At 29.7% G+C, this 19,135-nt stretch carries 15 protein-coding genes and 2 pseudogenes; 9 read left to right on the plus strand and 8 right to left on the minus strand.

All coding sequences use genetic code 11. The annotated features are described in order from the left end of the window. Positions 1–914 (plus strand): annotated as a pseudogene (cstB, locus tag KA873_RS12080) (persulfide dioxygenase-sulfurtransferase CstB); the annotation flags it as partial. Between the two features lie 356 nt (positions 915–1,270). On the opposite strand, the gene chrA reads toward cstB, so the two are convergent. From chrA to arsR, 4 genes are read right to left on the minus strand one after another with little or no spacing between them, the layout of a single operon-like run. After that, entirely contained in the window at positions 1,271–2,434 is a 1,164-nt protein-coding gene (gene chrA, locus KA873_RS12085; protein WP_183076534.1) for a chromate efflux transporter, read from the minus strand. A 36-nt stretch (positions 2,435–2,470) separates the two neighbouring features. Next, positions 2,471–2,863, minus strand: coding sequence for an arsenate reductase (thioredoxin) (gene arsC, locus KA873_RS12090; RefSeq protein WP_192947396.1), 393 nt, complete (start codon positions 2,861–2,863; stop codon positions 2,471–2,473). Between the two features lie 17 nt (positions 2,864–2,880). Further along, positions 2,881–4,173, minus strand: a complete 1,293-nt coding sequence (gene arsB, locus KA873_RS12095; RefSeq protein ID WP_183076536.1) for an arsenite efflux transporter membrane subunit ArsB — start codon at positions 4,171–4,173, stop codon at positions 2,881–2,883. Beyond that, positions 4,170–4,484, minus strand: a complete 315-nt coding sequence (gene arsR, locus KA873_RS12100; protein WP_065865872.1) for an As(III)-sensing metalloregulatory transcriptional repressor ArsR — start codon at positions 4,482–4,484, stop codon at positions 4,170–4,172. The genes arsB and arsR overlap by 4 nt, the downstream gene beginning before the upstream one ends. A 203-nt stretch (positions 4,485–4,687) precedes the next feature. Between arsR and KA873_RS12105 the strand changes: the two genes are divergently transcribed. The 5 genes from KA873_RS12105 to KA873_RS12125 all read left to right on the plus strand — a co-directional run bounded on the left by KA873_RS12105 (position 4,688) and on the right by KA873_RS12125 (position 8,753). Continuing rightward, complete coding sequence (locus KA873_RS12105; RefSeq protein ID WP_002452584.1) at positions 4,688–4,888, plus strand: hypothetical protein; 201 nt, start codon at positions 4,688–4,690, stop codon at positions 4,886–4,888. 32 nt (positions 4,889–4,920) lie between these two features. Beyond that, the gene (locus KA873_RS12110) at positions 4,921–5,241 is read left to right on the plus strand and encodes an ArsR/SmtB family transcription factor (protein WP_061050412.1); all 321 of its coding nucleotides are present in this window, start codon (positions 4,921–4,923) and stop codon (positions 5,239–5,241) included. Between the two features lie 89 nt (positions 5,242–5,330). Continuing rightward, positions 5,331–6,215 (plus strand): permease, encoded by an 885-nt coding sequence (locus KA873_RS12115; protein WP_070704792.1) that lies wholly within the window; start codon positions 5,331–5,333, stop codon positions 6,213–6,215. Positions 6,216–6,228: 13 nt separating this feature from the next. Then, on the plus strand, positions 6,229–6,366 hold the full coding sequence (locus tag KA873_RS12120) for a hypothetical protein (RefSeq protein WP_096808032.1): 138 nt from the start codon (positions 6,229–6,231) through the stop codon (positions 6,364–6,366). Positions 6,367–6,788: 422 nt separating this feature from the next. Then, a complete protein-coding gene (locus tag KA873_RS12125) occupies positions 6,789–8,753 on the plus strand; it encodes a ring-infected erythrocyte surface antigen domain-containing protein (RefSeq protein WP_210140500.1) in 1,965 nt (654 codons plus the stop codon). Positions 8,754–8,917: 164 nt separating this feature from the next. On the opposite strand, the gene KA873_RS12130 is transcribed toward KA873_RS12125, so the two are convergent. Next, positions 8,918–11,035: an amidase domain-containing protein gene (locus tag KA873_RS12130; RefSeq protein WP_192947148.1), complete on the minus strand. Its 2,118-nt coding sequence runs from the start codon at positions 11,033–11,035 to the stop codon at positions 8,918–8,920. Between the two features lie 217 nt (positions 11,036–11,252). Between KA873_RS12130 and KA873_RS12135 the strand changes: the two genes are divergently transcribed. Both KA873_RS12135 and KA873_RS12140 read left to right on the plus strand, forming a co-directional pair. Next, positions 11,253–14,102: a YhgE/Pip domain-containing protein gene (locus KA873_RS12135; RefSeq protein ID WP_210140502.1), complete on the plus strand. Its 2,850-nt coding sequence runs from the start codon at positions 11,253–11,255 to the stop codon at positions 14,100–14,102. An 85-nt stretch (positions 14,103–14,187) separates the two neighbouring features. Beyond that, positions 14,188–14,643 (plus strand): MarR family winged helix-turn-helix transcriptional regulator, encoded by a 456-nt coding sequence (locus KA873_RS12140; RefSeq protein ID WP_107383505.1) that lies wholly within the window; start codon positions 14,188–14,190, stop codon positions 14,641–14,643. 1,441 nt (positions 14,644–16,084) lie between these two features. Here the strand turns inward: KA873_RS12140 and KA873_RS13640 are convergent. The 3 genes and pseudogenes from KA873_RS13640 to KA873_RS12150 all read right to left on the minus strand — a co-directional run. Next, on the minus strand, positions 16,085–16,288 hold the full coding sequence (locus KA873_RS13640) for a GNAT family N-acetyltransferase (protein WP_348634404.1): 204 nt from the start codon (positions 16,286–16,288) through the stop codon (positions 16,085–16,087). Next, entirely contained in the window at positions 16,258–16,485 is a 228-nt protein-coding gene (locus tag KA873_RS13645; protein WP_245337708.1) for a hypothetical protein, read from the minus strand. The genes KA873_RS13640 and KA873_RS13645 overlap by 31 nt, the downstream gene beginning before the upstream one ends. 433 nt (positions 16,486–16,918) lie before the next feature. Then, positions 16,919–17,081, minus strand: a pseudogene (locus tag KA873_RS12150) (SAM-dependent DNA methyltransferase); the annotation flags it as partial. A gap of 203 nt (positions 17,082–17,284) precedes the next feature. On the opposite strand from KA873_RS12150, the gene KA873_RS12155 reads away from it, so the two are divergent. After that, positions 17,285–19,090: an AIPR family protein gene (locus tag KA873_RS12155; protein WP_210140505.1), complete on the plus strand. Its 1,806-nt coding sequence runs from the start codon at positions 17,285–17,287 to the stop codon at positions 19,088–19,090. Positions 19,091–19,135 lie beyond the last annotated feature (45 nt).

The following is a 19,135-nucleotide window of genomic DNA, read 5'->3' on the forward strand; positions in this document are numbered from 1 at the left end:
TATTTAGTGGTGACTTTATTTTTGTTGGTGATATCGGTTGACCTGATTTACTAGTAAAATCAGTACAAATGGAAGGTAATACAGAGATTGGTTCAAAACAGATGTATCATTCTATAGAAGGTGTTAAAGATTTACCAGATTATATTCAAATATGGCCTGGACACGGTGCTGGCAGCCCATGTGGTAAAGCATTAGGTGCTATACCAATGTCTACGCTAGGTTACGAAAAAATAAATAACTGGGCATTTAATGTGACAGATGAATCTAAATTTGTTGAAACGTTAACATCAAATCAACCAGCGCCACCCCATCACTTTGCACAGATGAAAAAAATTAATCAGTTTGGTATGAACATGTATCAACCATACAACGTTTTTCCTAGTTTAGATAATGTAAGAATAGCCTTTGATCTTCGTAGTAAAGAAGCCTTTCATGGCGGTCATACTGAAGGTACAATCAATATTCCTTACAACAAAAACTTCATTAACCAAATCGGTTGGTATTTAGACTATGAAAACAGTATAGATTTAATTGGTGATAAATCTACCGTTGAGCAAGCAACACATACTTTACAATTAATTGGCTTTGATAATGTAGCAGGTTATCGTTTACCAAAATCAGAAATTTTAACCCAATCCATCTATAGCGTTGATATGACTGGTAAAGAAGAATATATACTTGACGTACGTAATGATGAAGAGTGGAATAATGGGCACTTAGATCAAGCAGTCAATATTCCGCATGGTAAATTATTAAATGAAAATATTCCATTTAATAAAGAAGATAAAATATATGTACATTGTCAGTCAGGTGTTAGAAGTTCAATAGCAGTGGGTATATTAGAAAACAAAGGCTATGAAAATGTCGTGAATATTAGAGAAGGCTATCAAGATTTCCCAGAATCATTAAAATAATTTAAAGATGTGGAAAAGTGAGTAATCCTATCAAATTGTTATTGTAAGACAATCAGATATTATAATACCACCAAGATTATTTAGAATAAATAGAAGTTTAAAAGAAATATAGATATGATTCCTAATTAGTCATAATAGCAATAGATTTATAAAATTAATATAAACCCCTTTTTAGTGGAAATGTAGTGAGCCCAATAAGTTTTACTTTTTGGGCTCACTACATAATTAATGGTTTTTACTATCTTTTACATTGAGATAAGATACTATAATTACACGAAATCAATTATTTTAATTTATAATGGTTACTTTAATAACTATACTTATAAAATTTATTCTTTGATTATGAACGAGAAAGATTAGTAAAACATTATACCTATTATAATGCCTATTAGCACAATAGACCAGGAAGGTAATTTATAATAAACTAGGAATACGAATAATGAGCTAGCTAGAACAAAATCTAATTCTGATTTAATAGTTGAAGCCCAAATCGGATTATAAAATGCAGCGATAAGAATACCTACTACACCCGCGCTTATACCTTTTAAAAAACCTTCAGCATAAGTGTTAGATTTAATATTATCCCAAAATGGTAACACTCCAAATAATAATAGAAATGCTGGTAGGAATATAGCGACAGTAGCCAAAATTCCCCCTCCAATACCTTCTATAGACATGCCAATATATGAAGCGAACGTAAATAATGGTCCAGGTACAGCTTGAGCAGCAGCATAACCCGTTATGAAGCTATCAGGTGATATTAAACCTTGTGGTACAAACTCATTTTCTAATAAAGGTAATACGACATGACCACCTCCAAACACTAAAGAACCAGATCTATAAAAACTATCGAACATTCTAAGCCATAAATTATTCGTCATAGAACTAACTATAGGCAATATAGTTAATAGTAAAAAAAATAATGAAATTGAAATAAAACCTAACATTTTAGGTAATTTAAATGTCTTCACTCTTAAATAATTTTTATCTGTAGAGGTTTCTTTTAAAAAGATAAGACCATATATACCAGTAATAGATAATGCGATTACTTGAATATAAAGATTATCGATTGTTAGAGATAATATAAGAACAAATAATGCCAATGTAATGGTACTTTTAGTATTAGTTAATTTTTTACCCATACCTATTACGGCTTGGGCAACAATGGCAACAGCTACTAGTTTTAATCCTTGCATCCAAGTTAAACTAGAATCATTGTTAATAATTAATGCTGAAAAAACCATAAGTATAATCACAGAAGGAAGTGTAAAACCAATAAAAGAAATAATTCCTCCCAGAATTCCTCCTCTAATAGTTCCTATACCAATACCAACTTGGCTGCTTGCAGGTCCAGGTAAAAACTGGCATAGCGCTACTAAATCTGAGTATTCTTTTTCATCAAGCCATTTTCTTTTCTTAACATACTCATCATAAAAATAACCTAAGTGGGCAGTTGGTCCTCCAAATGATAGTAATCCAAGTTTTAATGCAACAAAAAATATATTTATATATTTATACATAAAAAACTCCTTGTATTTAGTTGATTAATTTTTTACTTAGCTATTAAATTCTTTAATTTTTTTGCCAATTTCATCTCTAACACGTTGAAATTCTGACCATTCTTTACCTGCTGGATCCTCAAAACCCCAATGCTCTTTTTTAACGTTTGGTGGTAAAATAGGACAATTATCGTCTGCATCACTACATAACGTTACGACCAAATCTGATTGTTTTAAAATATTATTATCAATCAAGTCTGACGTATGGTTTGATATATCAATATCTACTTCTTTCATAGCTTCTATTGCTTTAGGATTAACACCATGCGTTTCAATACCAGCAGAATAGACATTCCAATCTTCACCCAATATTTCCTTTCCCCAACCTTCAGCCATTTGGCTACGACAAGAGTTTCCTGTACATATAAAATAAATTGTTTTCTTATCCATAATTAAAGCCTCTTTTCTTAAAATATGATTAGTGTAAGGTATAAACCTAAGAGTGTTACAAATAGGACTGGAATAGTAATGATAATTCCAGTTTTAAAGTATGTTCCCCAAGAAATTTTTACTCCTTTTTGTGTTAAAACATGAAGCCACAATAATGTAGCTAACGAACCAATTGGCGTAATTTTAGGGCCTAAATCAGAACCTATAACATTCGCATAAATCATACCTTCTTTTAATATACCTGTAGCACTAGATTGGCCAATTGCGATTGCATCTATTAATACAGTAGGCATATTATTCATAATGGAAGATAAAAATGCTGATATAAAGCCCATGCCCATAACACTACTGAATAATCCAAGACTTGAAATATTGGATAATACATCAGCTAAAATAGTTGTGATTCCTACATTTTTCAATCCAAATACAACTAAGTACATACCAATGGAGAACAAAACGATATTCCACGGCGCGCCTTTAATGACTTGTTTTGTATGAACTGCTTTAGATTTATGAGCTAACAGAACAAAGATAAAAGCGATAATACCAGCAATAATTGATACAGGAATTTGGATAAACTCACTAACAAGATATCCAACGAGTAGTACGGCTAATACTACCCAAGAAATCTTAAATAATTTAGGATCTTTAATTGCACTTTTAGGATCTGATAGATTTTCTGTATCGAACGTTTTAGGTATGGATGTTCTGAAATATACCCATAAGACGATAATACTGGCAATTAGAGAGAATATATTAGGTATAATCATTCGACTAAAATATTCAATAAATCCAATATTAAAGTAATCTGCAGAAACAATATTCACTAAGTTACTTACAATTAAAGGTAGTGATGTCGTATCAGCGATGAAACCACTGGCAATTATAAAAGGAAAAATCACTTTTTTGTTAAATCCTAGATTTCTTACCATTGCTAATACAATAGGCGTTAAGATTAAAGCTGCACCATCATTTGCGAAAAATGCTGCTACAATTGCCCCAAGTAACATAATAAAAACAAACATTTTTAAGCCATTACCGTTTGAAGCCTTGACCATATGTATTGCAGACCATTCAAAAAATCCAATTTCATCTAATATTAATGAAATAAGAATAACAGCTACAAAAGTTAAAGTTGCATTCCAAACAATACCGGTTACTTCTAATACATCGGAAAAACTTACGACTCCTGTAATGATAGCAACAACAGCTCCAATTAAAGCTGTAATACCAATATCTAAACCTTTTGGTTGCCATATCACAAAGATTAAAGTTAACAAGAAGATTATAATTGCTAAAATGGTCATCAACAGTCACCTGATTTCACATTTTTACATACACATCTTTGATTAGATGTATTAATGATGTTTAAGTTTTGAATAATATCATCTAAAATAGCATGATTAAGTTGATACCAATGTTTGTTGCCGTCTTTTCGTGTTGTAACTAATTCGTTATCTACTAATGACTTCATATGATGACTTAGTGTAGGTTGTGAGAATTGAAAGTGTTCTAATAAGTCACAAGCGCATAGTTCACCACAAGAAAGTAAATCTAATATTTCTAACCTGCTTGGATCTGATAAAACTTTTAATATTGCTGATAATTCTTTATAAGACATAAATATACCTCCTATTCATTACATAGATTAACATCTATATAGCTTTATGTCTATGTAGTTTTTTGACTAATTTTAGTATTAGATTAGAATGCGTCCTAAATAACTAGTTTTATTATCTTGCAAAAGTTGAAATAATAATTTATATTTAATACATCAAAAAAATTGATGTATCATTTTAGTATTTTATAAAGGAGTTCGATTTTATGAGAATAAATCATGCAGGTACATTATCTGTTGATTATTTTGTTAGCTACTTAAATCTAATTATGATATCAAGAGAAGTTTCTTTAAAAGAAGCTATATCATATATGAAAAATGAGTTCTTTAAAGGAGAACCTGACATGTATGGTAAAATAACAGAAACTCATTTTAATCAAGCAATACAAGAACTCAAACAAAAATAGAAATATCTATATATAAGAGAGGTGATTATTTAATGGAAATTATTAAGTCCAGTCCTAATAGAAGTGAGAAAGAACAATTAGACTTTTATGAACAGATGTTTAATGCGCTAGCTGATAAAATCAGGCTTAAAATTCTACAATCAATACGTCAAAGCGATTCAAAATCTTTATGTGTTTGTGATCTAGAAGAATTATTAGCGTTAAAACAATCTAAACTTTCCTATCATTTAAAAAAATTAGTAGATGCAAATATTCTTATTGCTGAAAAGCATGGCACATGGAATTATTATAAAATTAATGAGCAACAAATACAGGTGGTTTTAAATGAAGATACTTGCTGTAAGATACCTTAAGTATCTTCTTTATAACATAGAATTAATCAAATTTTTTTGATTAATACATCAAGAAAAGTTGATTAAATGAATTCGGAGGCCTTATACTAATGATAGATTCAATTATGGAATTCATAAAAACATTTCTGATGTTATTTTTTGAATTATTATTACTATTTATAGTAGTGAGTTTTATAGTAAGTCTGATTCAACAAGTTGTTTCAGAAGAAAAAATTATAAAGCTTTTGAGCAAACCTAATGAAGTCGTCAATTATATATTAGGTATGATATTTGGTGCTGTTACACCATTTTGTTCTTGTTCAACTATTCCAATACTTGCAGGTCTATTAAATTCCAAAGTTCCTTTTGGTCCAGCAATGAGTTTCTTAATTGCTTCACCGTTAATGAACCCACTAATGATATTTATGTTATGGGCTTTATTAGGATGGAAAGTAGCCATTGTTTATTTTGTAGTACTAGCAATTTTCAGTATTTTAACAGGTTTAGTATTTTCAAAAATGAATTTAGCTGAAAGTTATAAAGGGGTCAATGTTAAAGGTGATGGCTTTTTTGCTAATAAAACAGGATCTCGTTTTAAACAAGCATTAAACGATGCGTGGGCATTTTTATACCCAATGTTACCTTATCTATTTATTGGTGTATTTATTGGTGCCTTTATATATGGATTCATACCTGAAGAATTTATAACTAAGTATGCAAGTGGTGATGGTTTTATATCGGTGTTTATTGCTTCTGTTATCGGTATCCCTATGTATATCAGACCAGAAACAATGTTACCTATAGCCGAAGCATTAGTATCAAAAGGTATGTCGCTAGGAACAGTAGTTGCATTAATAATTGGTGGTGCTGGCGCAAGTATTCCAGAGGTCGTATTGCTATCTAAGCTATTCAAGAAAAAATTTGTAATATCATTCATTATTGCAATTTTAGTTGTGGCTATTGTTACAGGTTTGATTGTGAATATCATTATTTAAAGGAGGTGAAATAATGGGTATTAAAGACGCATTAAAAAAAATAAAACCTCAAGAACAGTCATGTTGTTCGGTAGAAATTGAGGAAAAGAACGAAAAAAAAGAAAAAGATGAAAAAGAGCAAGAAGATAATAACAATTGTTGTAACAATTAATTTAGAAGTCTGTAAAATATATGCTTCTAATAAATAAATGAACGACAAATTCCAAAGTAATAGTATGGAACTTGTCGTTCTTTCGTTTCAGTTAAGGAAAATGATGTTGTTTATTTAATATTCTTTAAGACTTATAACAAAAAGACGTTAATTAAAAACCGCATCACTAACCGATACGCAGAAGCATATCATAAATGATGCGGTTTTTCAGCCGCTTCATAAAGGGATTTTGAACGTATCGGAACGTATGAGGTTTATGAGAATTGCTGTTATGTTTTTGTGAAGCGTATAATAAATAAAGCTAAAAGTTGAGTTGTACAATATTTATTACTTTAAATGAGATAGTATTTCAATATTGCTATTTGAATAAATTTATATAACTTATATAATGAAGATGAATAATTAGAAGAAAGGTGAATTTAATGAAAAAGTTAAGGTATAATAATTTAAATAATAAAACCAGATTAAATCATCAATTTAAATTTTCTAGTGTGGCCCTCATTATTAGCACTTCTTTAATGGGATATAGTGTGACTTCAACACCATCAGTAGAAGCAAAAGATAAGGCTGATTTAAATATTGAGACACATTCTAATAGTGAAAATACGCTAGAAAAACGCATTCAAGAAGGTAAAGAGAAAATTGATAAACTAAAAAACATTAAAGATAGTCAGAAAGATGCTTCTATTAATGAAATTATAAAAGCTAAAAGTACAGAAGAAGTTGAAGCAATATTGAAGAAAGCAAAAAAGGTTGATAATAAAATCATTGAACAGAATAAAGTGCAGAGTCATTTAATTGAAAATGACAAAAAGGAAGTATCTGAAGATAAGGAAAGTGTAAAAAGTGAGTTAGATGGTCAAAAAAATATAGCCTCTTCTGTCAAAGAAAAGTCTAACCATATTGAAGAACAAGATAGTAATGAATTGTTCGATCAAGAAGGTCTGCAAGATAATACGTTTGATGCTAATTTAAATCAAAGAGATACAAAGCAAGAAATATCTCATTTAGTTGATATGTGTAAACTAAATGAAGAAAGTAAAGATATAGCAGATATGAATGATAGTGAAGAAAATAAAAATACGGCTTCAGAAAAAGACGAAGGCGCTATTAAAGAAAACAACCAAGACGGTTTAGCATTTAAAGATACATCTAATACTGAGAGTAATCAAATGCAACAATCAGACGAAATTAAAAAAGACATCGATAAAGTTAAGACAAACCATTCAAAAGTAAAAGATAATTTAGATTATTATGTCGAAAATAAAGAAAATAATTTAAAGATATTGGATTCAAAGCTTTCTGAACGAGACTCAATATCTGCTAAAAACAAAGAAAAATTGAAAAAAGAAATAGAAAAAACGCAACAAAGTCTAAAGAAACAAAATGACGTTGTAGTAAATCATTTACAATCTGTAAATAATAAAGAACAAGCTGTAAAAGATATTGTTAGTGGTACTTTTGATGAAAAGAATGCACAATCTATTTTAGAACGTATAGATACAAAAGGTAAAACAGATCAACAAATCGCGAGTCAAGTTGTTAGTGAGTTAGATAACTTATCTACTACTACGAGTGATGATATTTTAAAATCTATGTTTGATAAAACATCTGATAAGCAAGAACTTATTAAAACGATACTATTAACTAAATTTGATCATATAGATACATCAAAAATCGTTGGTGAAATAATGCGTAAAAATCCGAGTAACGAACAAATTGTAGCTTTAATCAAACATCATTTTGGGGACAATGTTACAAGCGATGATATTTTAGAAAATATATTGGACCAATCTCATGATAAACGTAAAGCTTTAGAAACAATGCTAGCTACGAAATTAAATGATGCTAAAGCTAAAGCGCTTGCTGACGTTATTGCCAAAAAAGAAGATTCTAAGCATAACTTATTAAATCTAATGAAATCGGGAATTAATAACGAGTTGAATGATTTATTAAAGGTTGATAAAGATATAAGTAAATTTAAAGATGATATGCATGGTTTGTTTGAACCATTAAAATATACGCCAAGTTTATCAAATAAATTTGATGGGAGTTTGTTAGACAGAGATGAACAGATGCGAAAATTAAGTGGAAATTCAAAATTACTTGGTACACCAAGTCTATTTGACGATTTATTCAATAGAAACAGTATATTAGATGGAATTAAGGATATATCTAATCCTTCGCCTGGTCGTGCTTTATCTCTAGGTGATTCCTCGGGTAGCTTTTTAAGTGGTTTATTTGACAATAATGGTGATTTTTCTTTACCTGATACAGGAACAGTAGTAAAAAAATCAACAATTCCATTAGGGATTCTACTTTTCATTATAGGTGGTGGATTAATATGGTTCACCAAACGAAATAAATCGAAAAATTGTAAATATTAAATTATAACGTATTTTAGTACAAGTTAATTCATATAGTATATTGAAAATGCTCCATTCAAAGTGAACACTAGTAAGTGTAACTTTGAATGGAGCATTTGTATTTTGAATGAATAAAAGCTAAATTAAACACTTTAATAAAGAAAATAAAGGGAATATTAAATTTACTAGTTATTACCTGTAATGTAACTCAATTCAGTTGCAGCATCTGCATCAATTGTTCTATAAGAAACGATACCAAGTCCTTTAATGTTTGATTCTGATATAACGATAGAACCATCATCGTTAACTTTTTCTACAAAAGCTACATGACCGTAGATCTGGTCTGCCCCTTGTTGACCTGCCTCAAATACAACGGCAGTGTGAGCTTTTGGTGTTGAAGAAACAGCATAATCTTTTCTTTCTGCTCGATTATTCCAGTTTCGTGCGTCGCCTAAATCACCACTCACATATTTGTCGAACTGTGCCATGCGATTATAAACATACCATGTACATTGCCCATGAGGATAAGGAGAGTCATTTGTTGTTTCTGAAAATGGTTTGAAAGCTGAATCATAATCATCGTTGTTCGCTTTGTAGTTATCTAAATCAGGCATTTTTTTATTATCAAACTGTGTTAAGTCATAGTGGTTGATAATACTATTTAATTTGTCCGCGTATTGTGAATCAGTCGCGTATGTGGTAGCCAAATGCATTGTTGCTGAACGGTAACTATAAGCTTCACTTTTCCATGTTGGTTTATAAATGTCCTGGTTACCATCGATGCCGTGTTTGATTAAATTGGCATAATCTTCCAATGATTCTTTTTTGCTTGGATAGCTGCGGAAGTTTGCTGAAATTTGGAACGTATGGTTGCCATTATCTTCGAGTGTATTAAATGTAGCCGACTGACCTTCATAAGCTCCTTTTATTCCAAATAAATTGAAATGGGGTGAACTAGCAAGATCGCTAGTGCCTGAGTCAGATTCTAATATGGCTTGGGCAATCATAACAGATGCATAAATATCTTCATCTTGACCTATGTCGTGAGCGTCTTGTGCAACTGTTTTAATAAAATCTCGTGTATTTTTACTTTCAGTAATTGTTATATCGTTAGAATTGTTATTATCATCCGATAAATTTGGCAATTGTTGGAAAGTTGCAGTAGATCTGATGTTTGATTGGTTTATATCGTTTTCAAATGATTGAGCTGGCTTTTCTTTTTTAGCTAATTGTGATTCAGAAGGTAATTGAGGGTTAGCATTTGTATTCGATGCCTGTTTCTCAGAATTATTTTTCTTACTTTTACTATTTCCATTTGATAAATCATCTTTTTGAGCATCATATTGTTTTTTATTATTTTTAGCATCTTCACTATACTCGTCTAAAATTGCATCTAATACTTTATCGTCAGATTTTGTATCTGATTTATCAGCATTTTCGTTATCACTGTTGGCATTATCGTTTTCAGTAGCAGATGTGTCATTATCTTTGTTGTCTAGATCATCAGCATCATTATTTGCTTCTTCATAAGATCGATCTTGTTGGGAAGATCGTTTTGACTCACCATCATCTTTTTTTTGATTTTTATCAACTGGAAGTTTGTTTGATTCAGACTTATTATCTATATCATCATTCTTTGAATTCTCAGATGACTGTACATCATCAATGTCACCTTGTAGTGAACCTTTATCACTATTTTTTTCTAAATTGTTAGTATTTGATTCGTCACTATCATCCGAATTTGTCGTATTTGGATTTATTTGATCTATAGATGTATCATCATTTTTACTCTCATTCTTCTCGTTTTGTACATTGTTATTCTCTATAGTAGAAGTTTGTTTCATTTTATTATTAGAGAACAGTTGATTTAATAATTCAGATAGCCCATCATTGTCACTCTTAAAAGGTTCTGGCTTGAAAACATTCAAACTATCATAAGACGATGAATCATTAAATGAATTTTCAAATGAACTCGGTATTTTTTCGTTGGATGATTCATTATCAGAAGTTTTATGTCTTTTATTATTAATATCTTCTGTAGTCCTTTCATCTTTTGTACTATTTAACTTACTCTTGCGTTCACTATTTTCTTTTTCATCACTAGACTTATTCTTTTCATCATTTCCATTTTTTGATAAATGCGATTGCTTAGCTTGCTCCTCATCTTTTTCCTTATACACGTCATTTGATTCAGAAGTTGTGGCACTTTTTTCTAAAGATTCGGCACTAACATCGTTGATAGAAAATGATGGAATAAGTAAAGAAGTTGAAAGCAAACAGACTAATAATTTTTGTTGCTTCATGAAAATACCTCTTTTCTAAAATATATTACTTTACTATGTACAAACTATGGTTTGTCTTGGTACACTGTAAACAGACTTAGATATAGTTGATGTGTATCAACTAAAAAATGAAAAAATTCGTTAATGCATTCATTATATCAACTTATATGAAATTAACAAATAGTAATTTTAAATTTATGTAAGAAAAATCAATAGATACAGTTTTAGAGGTGTATAAATGAAGAACGGAATAAAATTATTTATAATGGATTTGAAAAAGATTGCTAAGACGCCTGCTGTTTTAGTGATTTTAGGAGGTTTAGCACTTCTTCCTTCTTTTTATGCTTGGTTTAACTTAGAAGCGACATGGGATCCATATGGTAATACTAAAAATATTAAAGTAGCTGTTGTAAATGAGGATAAGGGAGATACAGTTAAAGATAAAAGTGTGAACGTGGGCAATAAAATTACCAATAAACTAAAGAAAGACGATAACTTTGATTGGCAATTTGTAAGTCGAAAAAAAGCCGATCATGATTTGAAGATGGGCGATTATTACGCGGCCATTTACATACCAGAGAAGTTTACGCACCAAATTACCGGCACACTTCGAAAAAACCCACAGCAAGCAGACGTAGAATACAAAGTGAATCAAAAACTTAACGCGATTGCGCCTAAAATGACAAATGCAGGAACGAGTGCCATTGTTCAAAAAGCAAATGAACAATTTAATGAGACAGTAACAAAAGCATTATTAGATGAAGCAAATCGACTTGGCGTGAAACTTGAGGAAGAAATTCCAACCATAAATAAAATTGAAGATGCAGTATCTAAAGCTAATGATTCTATACCCAAAATTAATGATTTTGCTGATAAAATAATATATTTAGATGAAAATCAGGATGAGATTGACAATTATGCTGATGAATTTAGAGCGTTAGGAAATCATAAAGGTGAAGTTATAGATGCTGCAGATAAATTAAACCAAGTTAATGCGGCCATTCCGACATTAAATGACCGAGCTAAATTGATATTGGCATTAAATGACTACATGCCAAATATTGAAAATGCCTTGAATGTTGCATCTAATGATGTACCAGAAGCTTTTCCAAAAATTAATCGTGGTGTAGACCTTGCAAGCGCAGGGGTTGACGCAGGGTTACAAGGCCTGAATGAAGCGCAAGGATATTTACCTGCAGTGCAACAGCGTGTCGAAGGCTATCAAGAAGTCGTTGATAATGCACAAGAAGCAAATCAAAATGCTAATAATCGATTACAAGAAAATGTTGAAACTGAGCAGCAAAGTTCTAAAGGGTCAGATAGTTATTCAAATATTAAAACTTCGCAAATAAGTAATGGTAATAGCGACAATGCTGGGAATAATCAAAATGGAACAGCAATAAGTAGTGAAGATGTAAGCGCAATGGAATCTTCACTATCAAAATCATTATTATCTTTATCCAATTATACCGACAAACAAGCGGAAAGTAGTCAAGAAGATATTAATGCGCTAAAAAATGTCACTTACGGTATTATATCTACAGATAAGCCAAAAGATTTCAAAGAAACTTTAGATAATATTAAATCTAGACTTGAAGTAACAAGTAAGTCCAATCAAAAGTTTATAGATATATTATCAGAGCTTGAAGATAGAGAAAAGGTAGATCTTTCTGATGAGATTAAGGAATTAGAATCAGCAAATAATAGAATTAATAATTTAATTAAGACACAAAATCAACTTAGTGAAGCACTTTCGAATGGAAGTTCTGGTAAAGAAGAAGCAGTAGAATTACTTAAAGAAATTCCACGCGTGAATAGTAGCTTAGATGATTTAAGAAACTATATTAAGTCAGAACTAAACCAAAAATTATTAGATGTATCTAATGATGTGATGTCATTATTAGATGACGGCGATATAAAACTATCAACTGTTCAATCGAAATTAAACACAATTAATCAAGTTATAAATTCAGGAGAAAGTATTTTAACTACTGGTAAGGATAGAATTGAGACGATTCAAAGTGCACTACCAGTCATTGAGCAAAGATATATGGATGCAATGTCTATTGCTCAAAATTATTATCCACAATTTAAACAAAGTGTTTCTAACGCAGCATCATTTATTGAAAATGACTTGCCAGGTTTAGAACAACAGTTATCTGATACAACAGCAACTGTGAACAATACAATACCAACACTGTTTAATCGCTATGATAATTTGGTAGATATTTTAGATACAAATCAACCACGTGCAAAAGAAAGCTTGCACAATTTGGCAGATTTTGCACGTAATCAATTACCAGATGTTGAAAAAGATCTGGCTAAAGCGAACAAACTATTTGATGAGATTGAAGACGACGATGCAGTGGATAAAATGGTAGACCTATTGAAAAATGATTTGAAAAAACAAGCTAATGTAATCGCAAATCCAATTAATATAGATCAAAAAGATATATTTCCTGTGAAAGACTACGGTTCAGCAAGCACACCATTTTACACAGCATTAGCAATATGGGTAGGAGCTTTATTACTGGTAAGTTTATTAACGACAGATAATAAACATAAATCATTAGAGCCACATCTAACGACAAGAGAAATTTATCTAGGAAAGAGTGGGTTGTTCTATACGTTGGGTATTATCCAAGCACTCATCGTATCAATTGGAGATATGGTGATACTGAAAGCGCAAGTTGAATCTGTTGTATGGTTTATTGCTATATCAGTATTCTCATCACTTGTATTTATTTCAATTGTATATACTTTAGTGTCATTGTTAGGAAATCCAGGGAAAGCAATTGCAATCATCTTCCTTGTACTACAAATAGCAGGTGGTGGAGGAACCTTCCCTATCCAAGTTACACCAGAGTTCTTCCAAGTCATTCACCCTTATTTACCTTTCTCCTATTCAATAGATGCTTTAAGAGAAGCAGTTGGAGGACCTGTACCTGAAATTTTAACTAAAAAATTAGTGGTACTTTCATTATTTGGTATAGGATTTTTATTAATTGGTGTTATCTTTAAACCAATTACTGATCCACTGATGAGAAAAGCAACTGAAAAAGCTGAAGAAAGTGATGTAATGGAATAAAGTTATTATGCTTATAATAAGTAATATTTAATTTTTAAAAAATAAATGATGGTTGAAAAATGATAGTTTAGTAAGGAAGGTTAATATGGAGGATAAAGAGGGAAACTTAGAAATATTAATTAACCAATTCTATGATGCTACAGCGAATATTAATAAAGCAATTACTAACATGGTTAAAGAATTGGAACCAGGTCGTTACTTATCTTATGAACAAATAGAAACAATGTATTTTATTCAGCATAATGAAAAAGTATCGATTAACGACTTAGCAAATAAGCAACGTACTTATAAGACAGCTGCATCAAAACGTGTTAAGAAGTTAGAATACAAAGGTTATGTGCAACGAGTTTATTCTAATGATAAACGTACTAAATTAGTGAGTTTGACGCATAATGGAGAACGCTTATTAAAAGAAATAAAAAACAACTTAACAAAAGAAATAAAATTACTTTTATTAAGCTGTTTTGTTAGAGAAGATTTTGAAAAATTTATGTATCAGCTCATGAATTTTGAAAAGACATTTTTAAAAAAGTACTACTAGAGTAAGTTAATTTCACTAAATTAAAGTATCCGCTGTAACTTAGATATTTAAAAAAATAAAAATTTAACGTTTATTAATCGTAATCATATTAGTAAGAACATTGAGTCATTTATTATAAGAAACCAACCGCTACATATTTGTATTATACATGTAGATTGCTATCAGTTAATTCATTCATCCTAAAATTACTGTTCATATTGCTAAAAGATTATTGTAGTTACTATCCCAATATATAAAAATCATAAAATTTGTTTAGCCGGTTTCATATTGAAACCGGCTATTTATTAACCAAAAACCGCATCATAAATCGATAAGCAGAAGCGTATCATAAATAAAAAAAGGTTGCTCATAATATAATATGAAGTGAATTGATGGAAAATCATATATGGACAGTCTTGATAACAGGAGTATTTTTTATGGCTCTAAGGAATGGATTAGATTATACGTGGGTATCAGAATTGCGAATACAAAGTTAAATTTAGAAATACTTTATCCAATCTATACAGAATGTTTTATTTCAGCTAAGAAAATGAGAGGAGCGTACAGAACTCCTTTTACACAAGAAGATCTGTTATATTTATGAAAATAATAAGTTGAAGGAGAGTTACAGGATGAATAAAAGTAAAGTTTATGCCATTATAGTGTTAACTATATGCTTAATAATTATGGCAGTCTGCTTACCGTTTTTAATTAAAAATGGTAGTTATTCGGTTATTTTTTCTGCTTTCATTCCTATAGCAATAGTAATAATTTATCTTATCTTTAATAAGCGAAATAATAATGATAATGAGGACTAAAAGTAACCAGTTTAAAAATTTATTCAGGTTAAGGAAGTGAAAATATGTCAAAAAATTTAAGGTTGAATTTGTTAAATTTAATTTTTTAATTCTGTTCGCATTGGCAATGATTACTAACATCTTCGGTTCATTTTCTATTTACTTAATAATTATTTTACCAATATTAATCTTAATAATTGGTTTCTATGTTTTAATTACTAATTTTAAAAATCACAATAATAACTCCTACTATAATAAGTTCAAGTAAAAAAGACTCGATTAAGTTCGAGTCTTTTTATTAATTAAATATATAAATTTACAATTTCAAATTGTTAAACCATTGATAATGGCAAATTCTGTCATTAAATGCTAATATTTATTACTTTTCAAAAAAACACCCTCGTATAAATTCATTTGTTCTGAATTCAACAAAAGTATTTTTATTATTTCAAGCTTTGGAATTGACTTAATTATCGAATTGTTTGATATTCTTTCATTAGAAATAACATTTAAAATTTTATTGTGGTTTAGCTTTTTTAGCATGTCTAGCTGCTTTGATTTCTTCAGAAGTTATTTTGTTTTCTTCAGCTTCTTTTTAGTATCCTCATCTCCACAAACTACATGATCTATTTTATTTTTTAATGCTTCAAAACCTTGTTTTGCCACTAATTCTTTATCATTTTTGTGGTTCGCATCACCAAAAATGACTCCATTTTAAATTTATAATCAAACTTCTGATAGAAAGGGACGGCAGTAATTGATGTTGGTATCTCTATCCGGCTGGCGCTCTTATAAAACTCATCTTCTTCTAATGTATTAATAGTGAGTTTTCCAATCCCTATGCCATGATATTCAGGTAAAACAAAAATAGTAAAAAATTACTCTCAGTCAGACTGTCCCAATAAGGACCAATTGCACTTGTCGCAATGATGATAGCCCCATCTCTAAATACATAAAAGTGGGTCCAAGAAGCTCTTTCAATAATTGATGACATAGTTATATTCTCAGCATCTTTCACCAAATCTTCTTTAGAATAGTCAGAAATATTGGTTTCAAACATTAGCATCTTTTTTCTTCAAAATATTGAATATTAATATCCATAAAACCTTCAATCCTTTGAGTATTTGTTTAAAATCAAAAATTTTTCAACTCGTCTTTAAAAGTATTCGATACTTATCGTAGTCCTTTCCTTTTCTAATATTTGTGATACAACTGAACGTACTTCCAAGCTTCTATTCTTTAACACGTCATAGAGTCATTTAATATTATTTTCATATTACTGTTTTTTTCTTGGATAGATGCTAGCTCTACCTAAAAATTATCATTCAGATATTCCTTAACTTTCCTGGATTTTCCACTCATATTATATATGGTCCAGATCAGTATACATAGATACAATTTTATTCTGAATAATTTCAGGACCATCTGAGTAGATAGTTGACATTATCAAGTGACTAACTCATTTTTACTTTCCTGTCGATATCTGAAAGTCTTATTGTTTCTTTCGTAACCCAGACAGTTTTTTCGGCTGAAGATTCATCTTGATCCTCTTCTTTTGCATAATAGTCTTGCTTTAATTCTTCATTTTTTTCTTCAAATGAATCTAACACATATTGTAAAAAATTAAATCTAATGCTAAATTTTATATTCGACAGCATCCATACTTCCTCTTAATTTATAAACAGCTTGCCATAATTTTTATTCGAATTTAATATTTGACATTATAATTTGATAGCTCCTTTTTAAACCCTGTTTATGTAACTATATTATAAATAAAAAAAGTAAATTGTATAAATAACCCCTTTTTTTGTTTTATTTGTTAGAATATATTAAAGATTAAAAATTTAATACTGTAGGTGAAATTTATGAGTAAATATAATACTTTATTAAACATTCTAGATTCTCTAAGAAAAGAGGCTCCAAAAAATTACAAAAAATATCATGTTGAAGAACCTTTTAAAAAAAAGGAGTACGCTTTTTCTTTAGCATATATACATCTTTTTTTAAAAGCTAATTTTAATTTAACTACTTTTGAATCAAGAGAAAATTTTATTACTGACGGACCAAATGATGGCGGAATTGATGCATATTACATTGATAAAGACGAGAAAATCGTATACTTTATACAATCAAAATTCAGATCAACTGAAAAAAATTTTGAATCTAAATCCATTTCAATAGATGAACTTTCGAAAATGGATATAATTAGAATCTCAGAAGGTGAATCTAGTGATTCGAAAGGAAATAATTACAATAATAAAATATTAGCTTTTCAAGAAAAATTAAATTCCCTTGAACAAGTAAGTAGATATAAATTTCAAGTCATTATATTAGCAAATTTAGAAAATTATAGCGACACAGTTCTACAAAAAATTATTTCACTTCCTTATTCAGTATTTAACTTTGAAAAAGCTTATAATAAACTGGTTTTTCCAATAATTAAAGGCACATGCCATGTTGCAAAAGATATCAAAGTAAGTCTTAATATGGGTTCAAAAAATAATATTTCGATGGATTATGAAGTTACTAACAAAGAATCAACTTCTAATGTTCAACTATTTTTTATTCCAACAATTGAAATTGCTAAAATAATGAGTGAATACAGAAATTCAGTACTACAATATAATCCACGTAGTTATTTAGGCCTATCATCTAACACTGTTAATAATAATATTTATGAATCTATAACAGATCAAAATGATAATATATTTTCATTATTAAATAATGGTTTAACTTTACTTTCAGATGATACCTCTCATACTACTAAAACTGGTAAAAAAGGCGTTGCCTTATTAGAAATTACAAATCCACAAATTATTAACGGTGGGCAAACTGCACATACCTTAGCTAAAATTTATGAGGATCCTAATATAGAAAATAGTGTATTTGAGGGTAAAGAAGTTTTAACTAAGGTTATAACTTTAGATGAGACTTTAAAAGATGAAAAAAAAATCGAATTTATTGAACATCTATCTATTGCAACTAATAATCAAAGCACAGTGAAAGAAGCTGACAGACACTCTAACGATTTAATACAAATACAACTTCAAGACTATATATTTGAACAGTTTGGATATTATTATAACCGTAAAAAAGGAGAACTAGATGATGGATTGAATCAAGGTTATATTAATAAAAATGAGGTTATCAAACGTGAAATATTAACTAGAGTTGCTTTTGCTATTAATGGAGAAGCATCTACAGCTCGAAGAAGTGGAGAAGATGTTCTTTTTAGATCTAAAAACTTTTCTTCTTATATAAATATAGATACCGATTTTGATAGATTAATCTTTTCTTACTTTGTTTATAAAGAGCTAGAACATCTAGAAAAAAACACAAAAAAAACCGAAGATAAATATGGTGTTAAATTTTATGGTAATGCACTGAGGTACGGAAAATACGCTGTTGTATCTGCAGTTTCACAAATTTTTGATACAATTGACATTGATAGAAAACATTTACTCGAAAATGTTTCAAGTTTGACTTCTATTATTATAGAACAGTGGAAAAACTTTGAAAAAAAAGTAGCTAATGAGCCTCATAATCTACAAAAATATTTCGTTACGGAAACCGATTCTTCCGGTAATGTAACTAAAAACGAAGATTTTGATAATTATTATAAAGGTGGCACAGCAGATAATGATATTAAAACATATTCATTTTCTTTATAAATCTAAATAGTTGTCTTTTCAATTGATAAAGTCCGTATAATTGTG

The sequence above is a fragment of the Staphylococcus sp. GDY8P45P genome (genome assembly GCF_017892745.1).
Lineage (GTDB): Bacteria > Bacillota > Bacilli > Staphylococcales > Staphylococcaceae > Staphylococcus > Staphylococcus cohnii.

Excerpts from the sequence above, each read along its gene's own strand:
- KA873_RS12120 (WP_096808032.1), top strand. The coding sequence starts at position 6,229 with ATGGGTATTAAAGACGCATTAAAAAAAATAAAACCTCAAGAACAGTCA.
- KA873_RS12135 (WP_210140502.1), top strand. The coding sequence starts at position 11,253 with ATGAAGAACGGAATAAAATTATTTATAATGGATTTGAAAAAGATTGCT.
- KA873_RS12105 (WP_002452584.1), top strand. The coding sequence starts at position 4,688 with ATGAGAATAAATCATGCAGGTACATTATCTGTTGATTATTTTGTTAGC.
- KA873_RS13645 (WP_245337708.1), bottom strand. The coding sequence starts at position 16,485 with ATGCTAATGTTTGAAACCAATATTTCTGACTATTCTAAAGAAGATTTG.
- KA873_RS12140 (WP_107383505.1), top strand. The coding sequence starts at position 14,188 with ATGGAGGATAAAGAGGGAAACTTAGAAATATTAATTAACCAATTCTAT.
- arsC (WP_192947396.1), bottom strand. The coding sequence starts at position 2,863 with ATGGATAAGAAAACAATTTATTTTATATGTACAGGAAACTCTTGTCGT.
- KA873_RS12130 (WP_192947148.1), bottom strand. The coding sequence starts at position 11,035 with ATGAAGCAACAAAAATTATTAGTCTGTTTGCTTTCAACTTCTTTACTT.
- KA873_RS12155 (WP_210140505.1), top strand. The coding sequence starts at position 17,285 with ATGAGTAAATATAATACTTTATTAAACATTCTAGATTCTCTAAGAAAA.
- KA873_RS12115 (WP_070704792.1), top strand. The coding sequence starts at position 5,331 with ATGATAGATTCAATTATGGAATTCATAAAAACATTTCTGATGTTATTT.
- chrA (WP_183076534.1), bottom strand. The coding sequence starts at position 2,434 with ATGTATAAATATATAAATATATTTTTTGTTGCATTAAAACTTGGATTA.
- arsR (WP_065865872.1), bottom strand. The coding sequence starts at position 4,484 with ATGTCTTATAAAGAATTATCAGCAATATTAAAAGTTTTATCAGATCCA.
- KA873_RS12110 (WP_061050412.1), top strand. The coding sequence starts at position 4,921 with ATGGAAATTATTAAGTCCAGTCCTAATAGAAGTGAGAAAGAACAATTA.
- KA873_RS12125 (WP_210140500.1), top strand. The coding sequence starts at position 6,789 with ATGAAAAAGTTAAGGTATAATAATTTAAATAATAAAACCAGATTAAAT.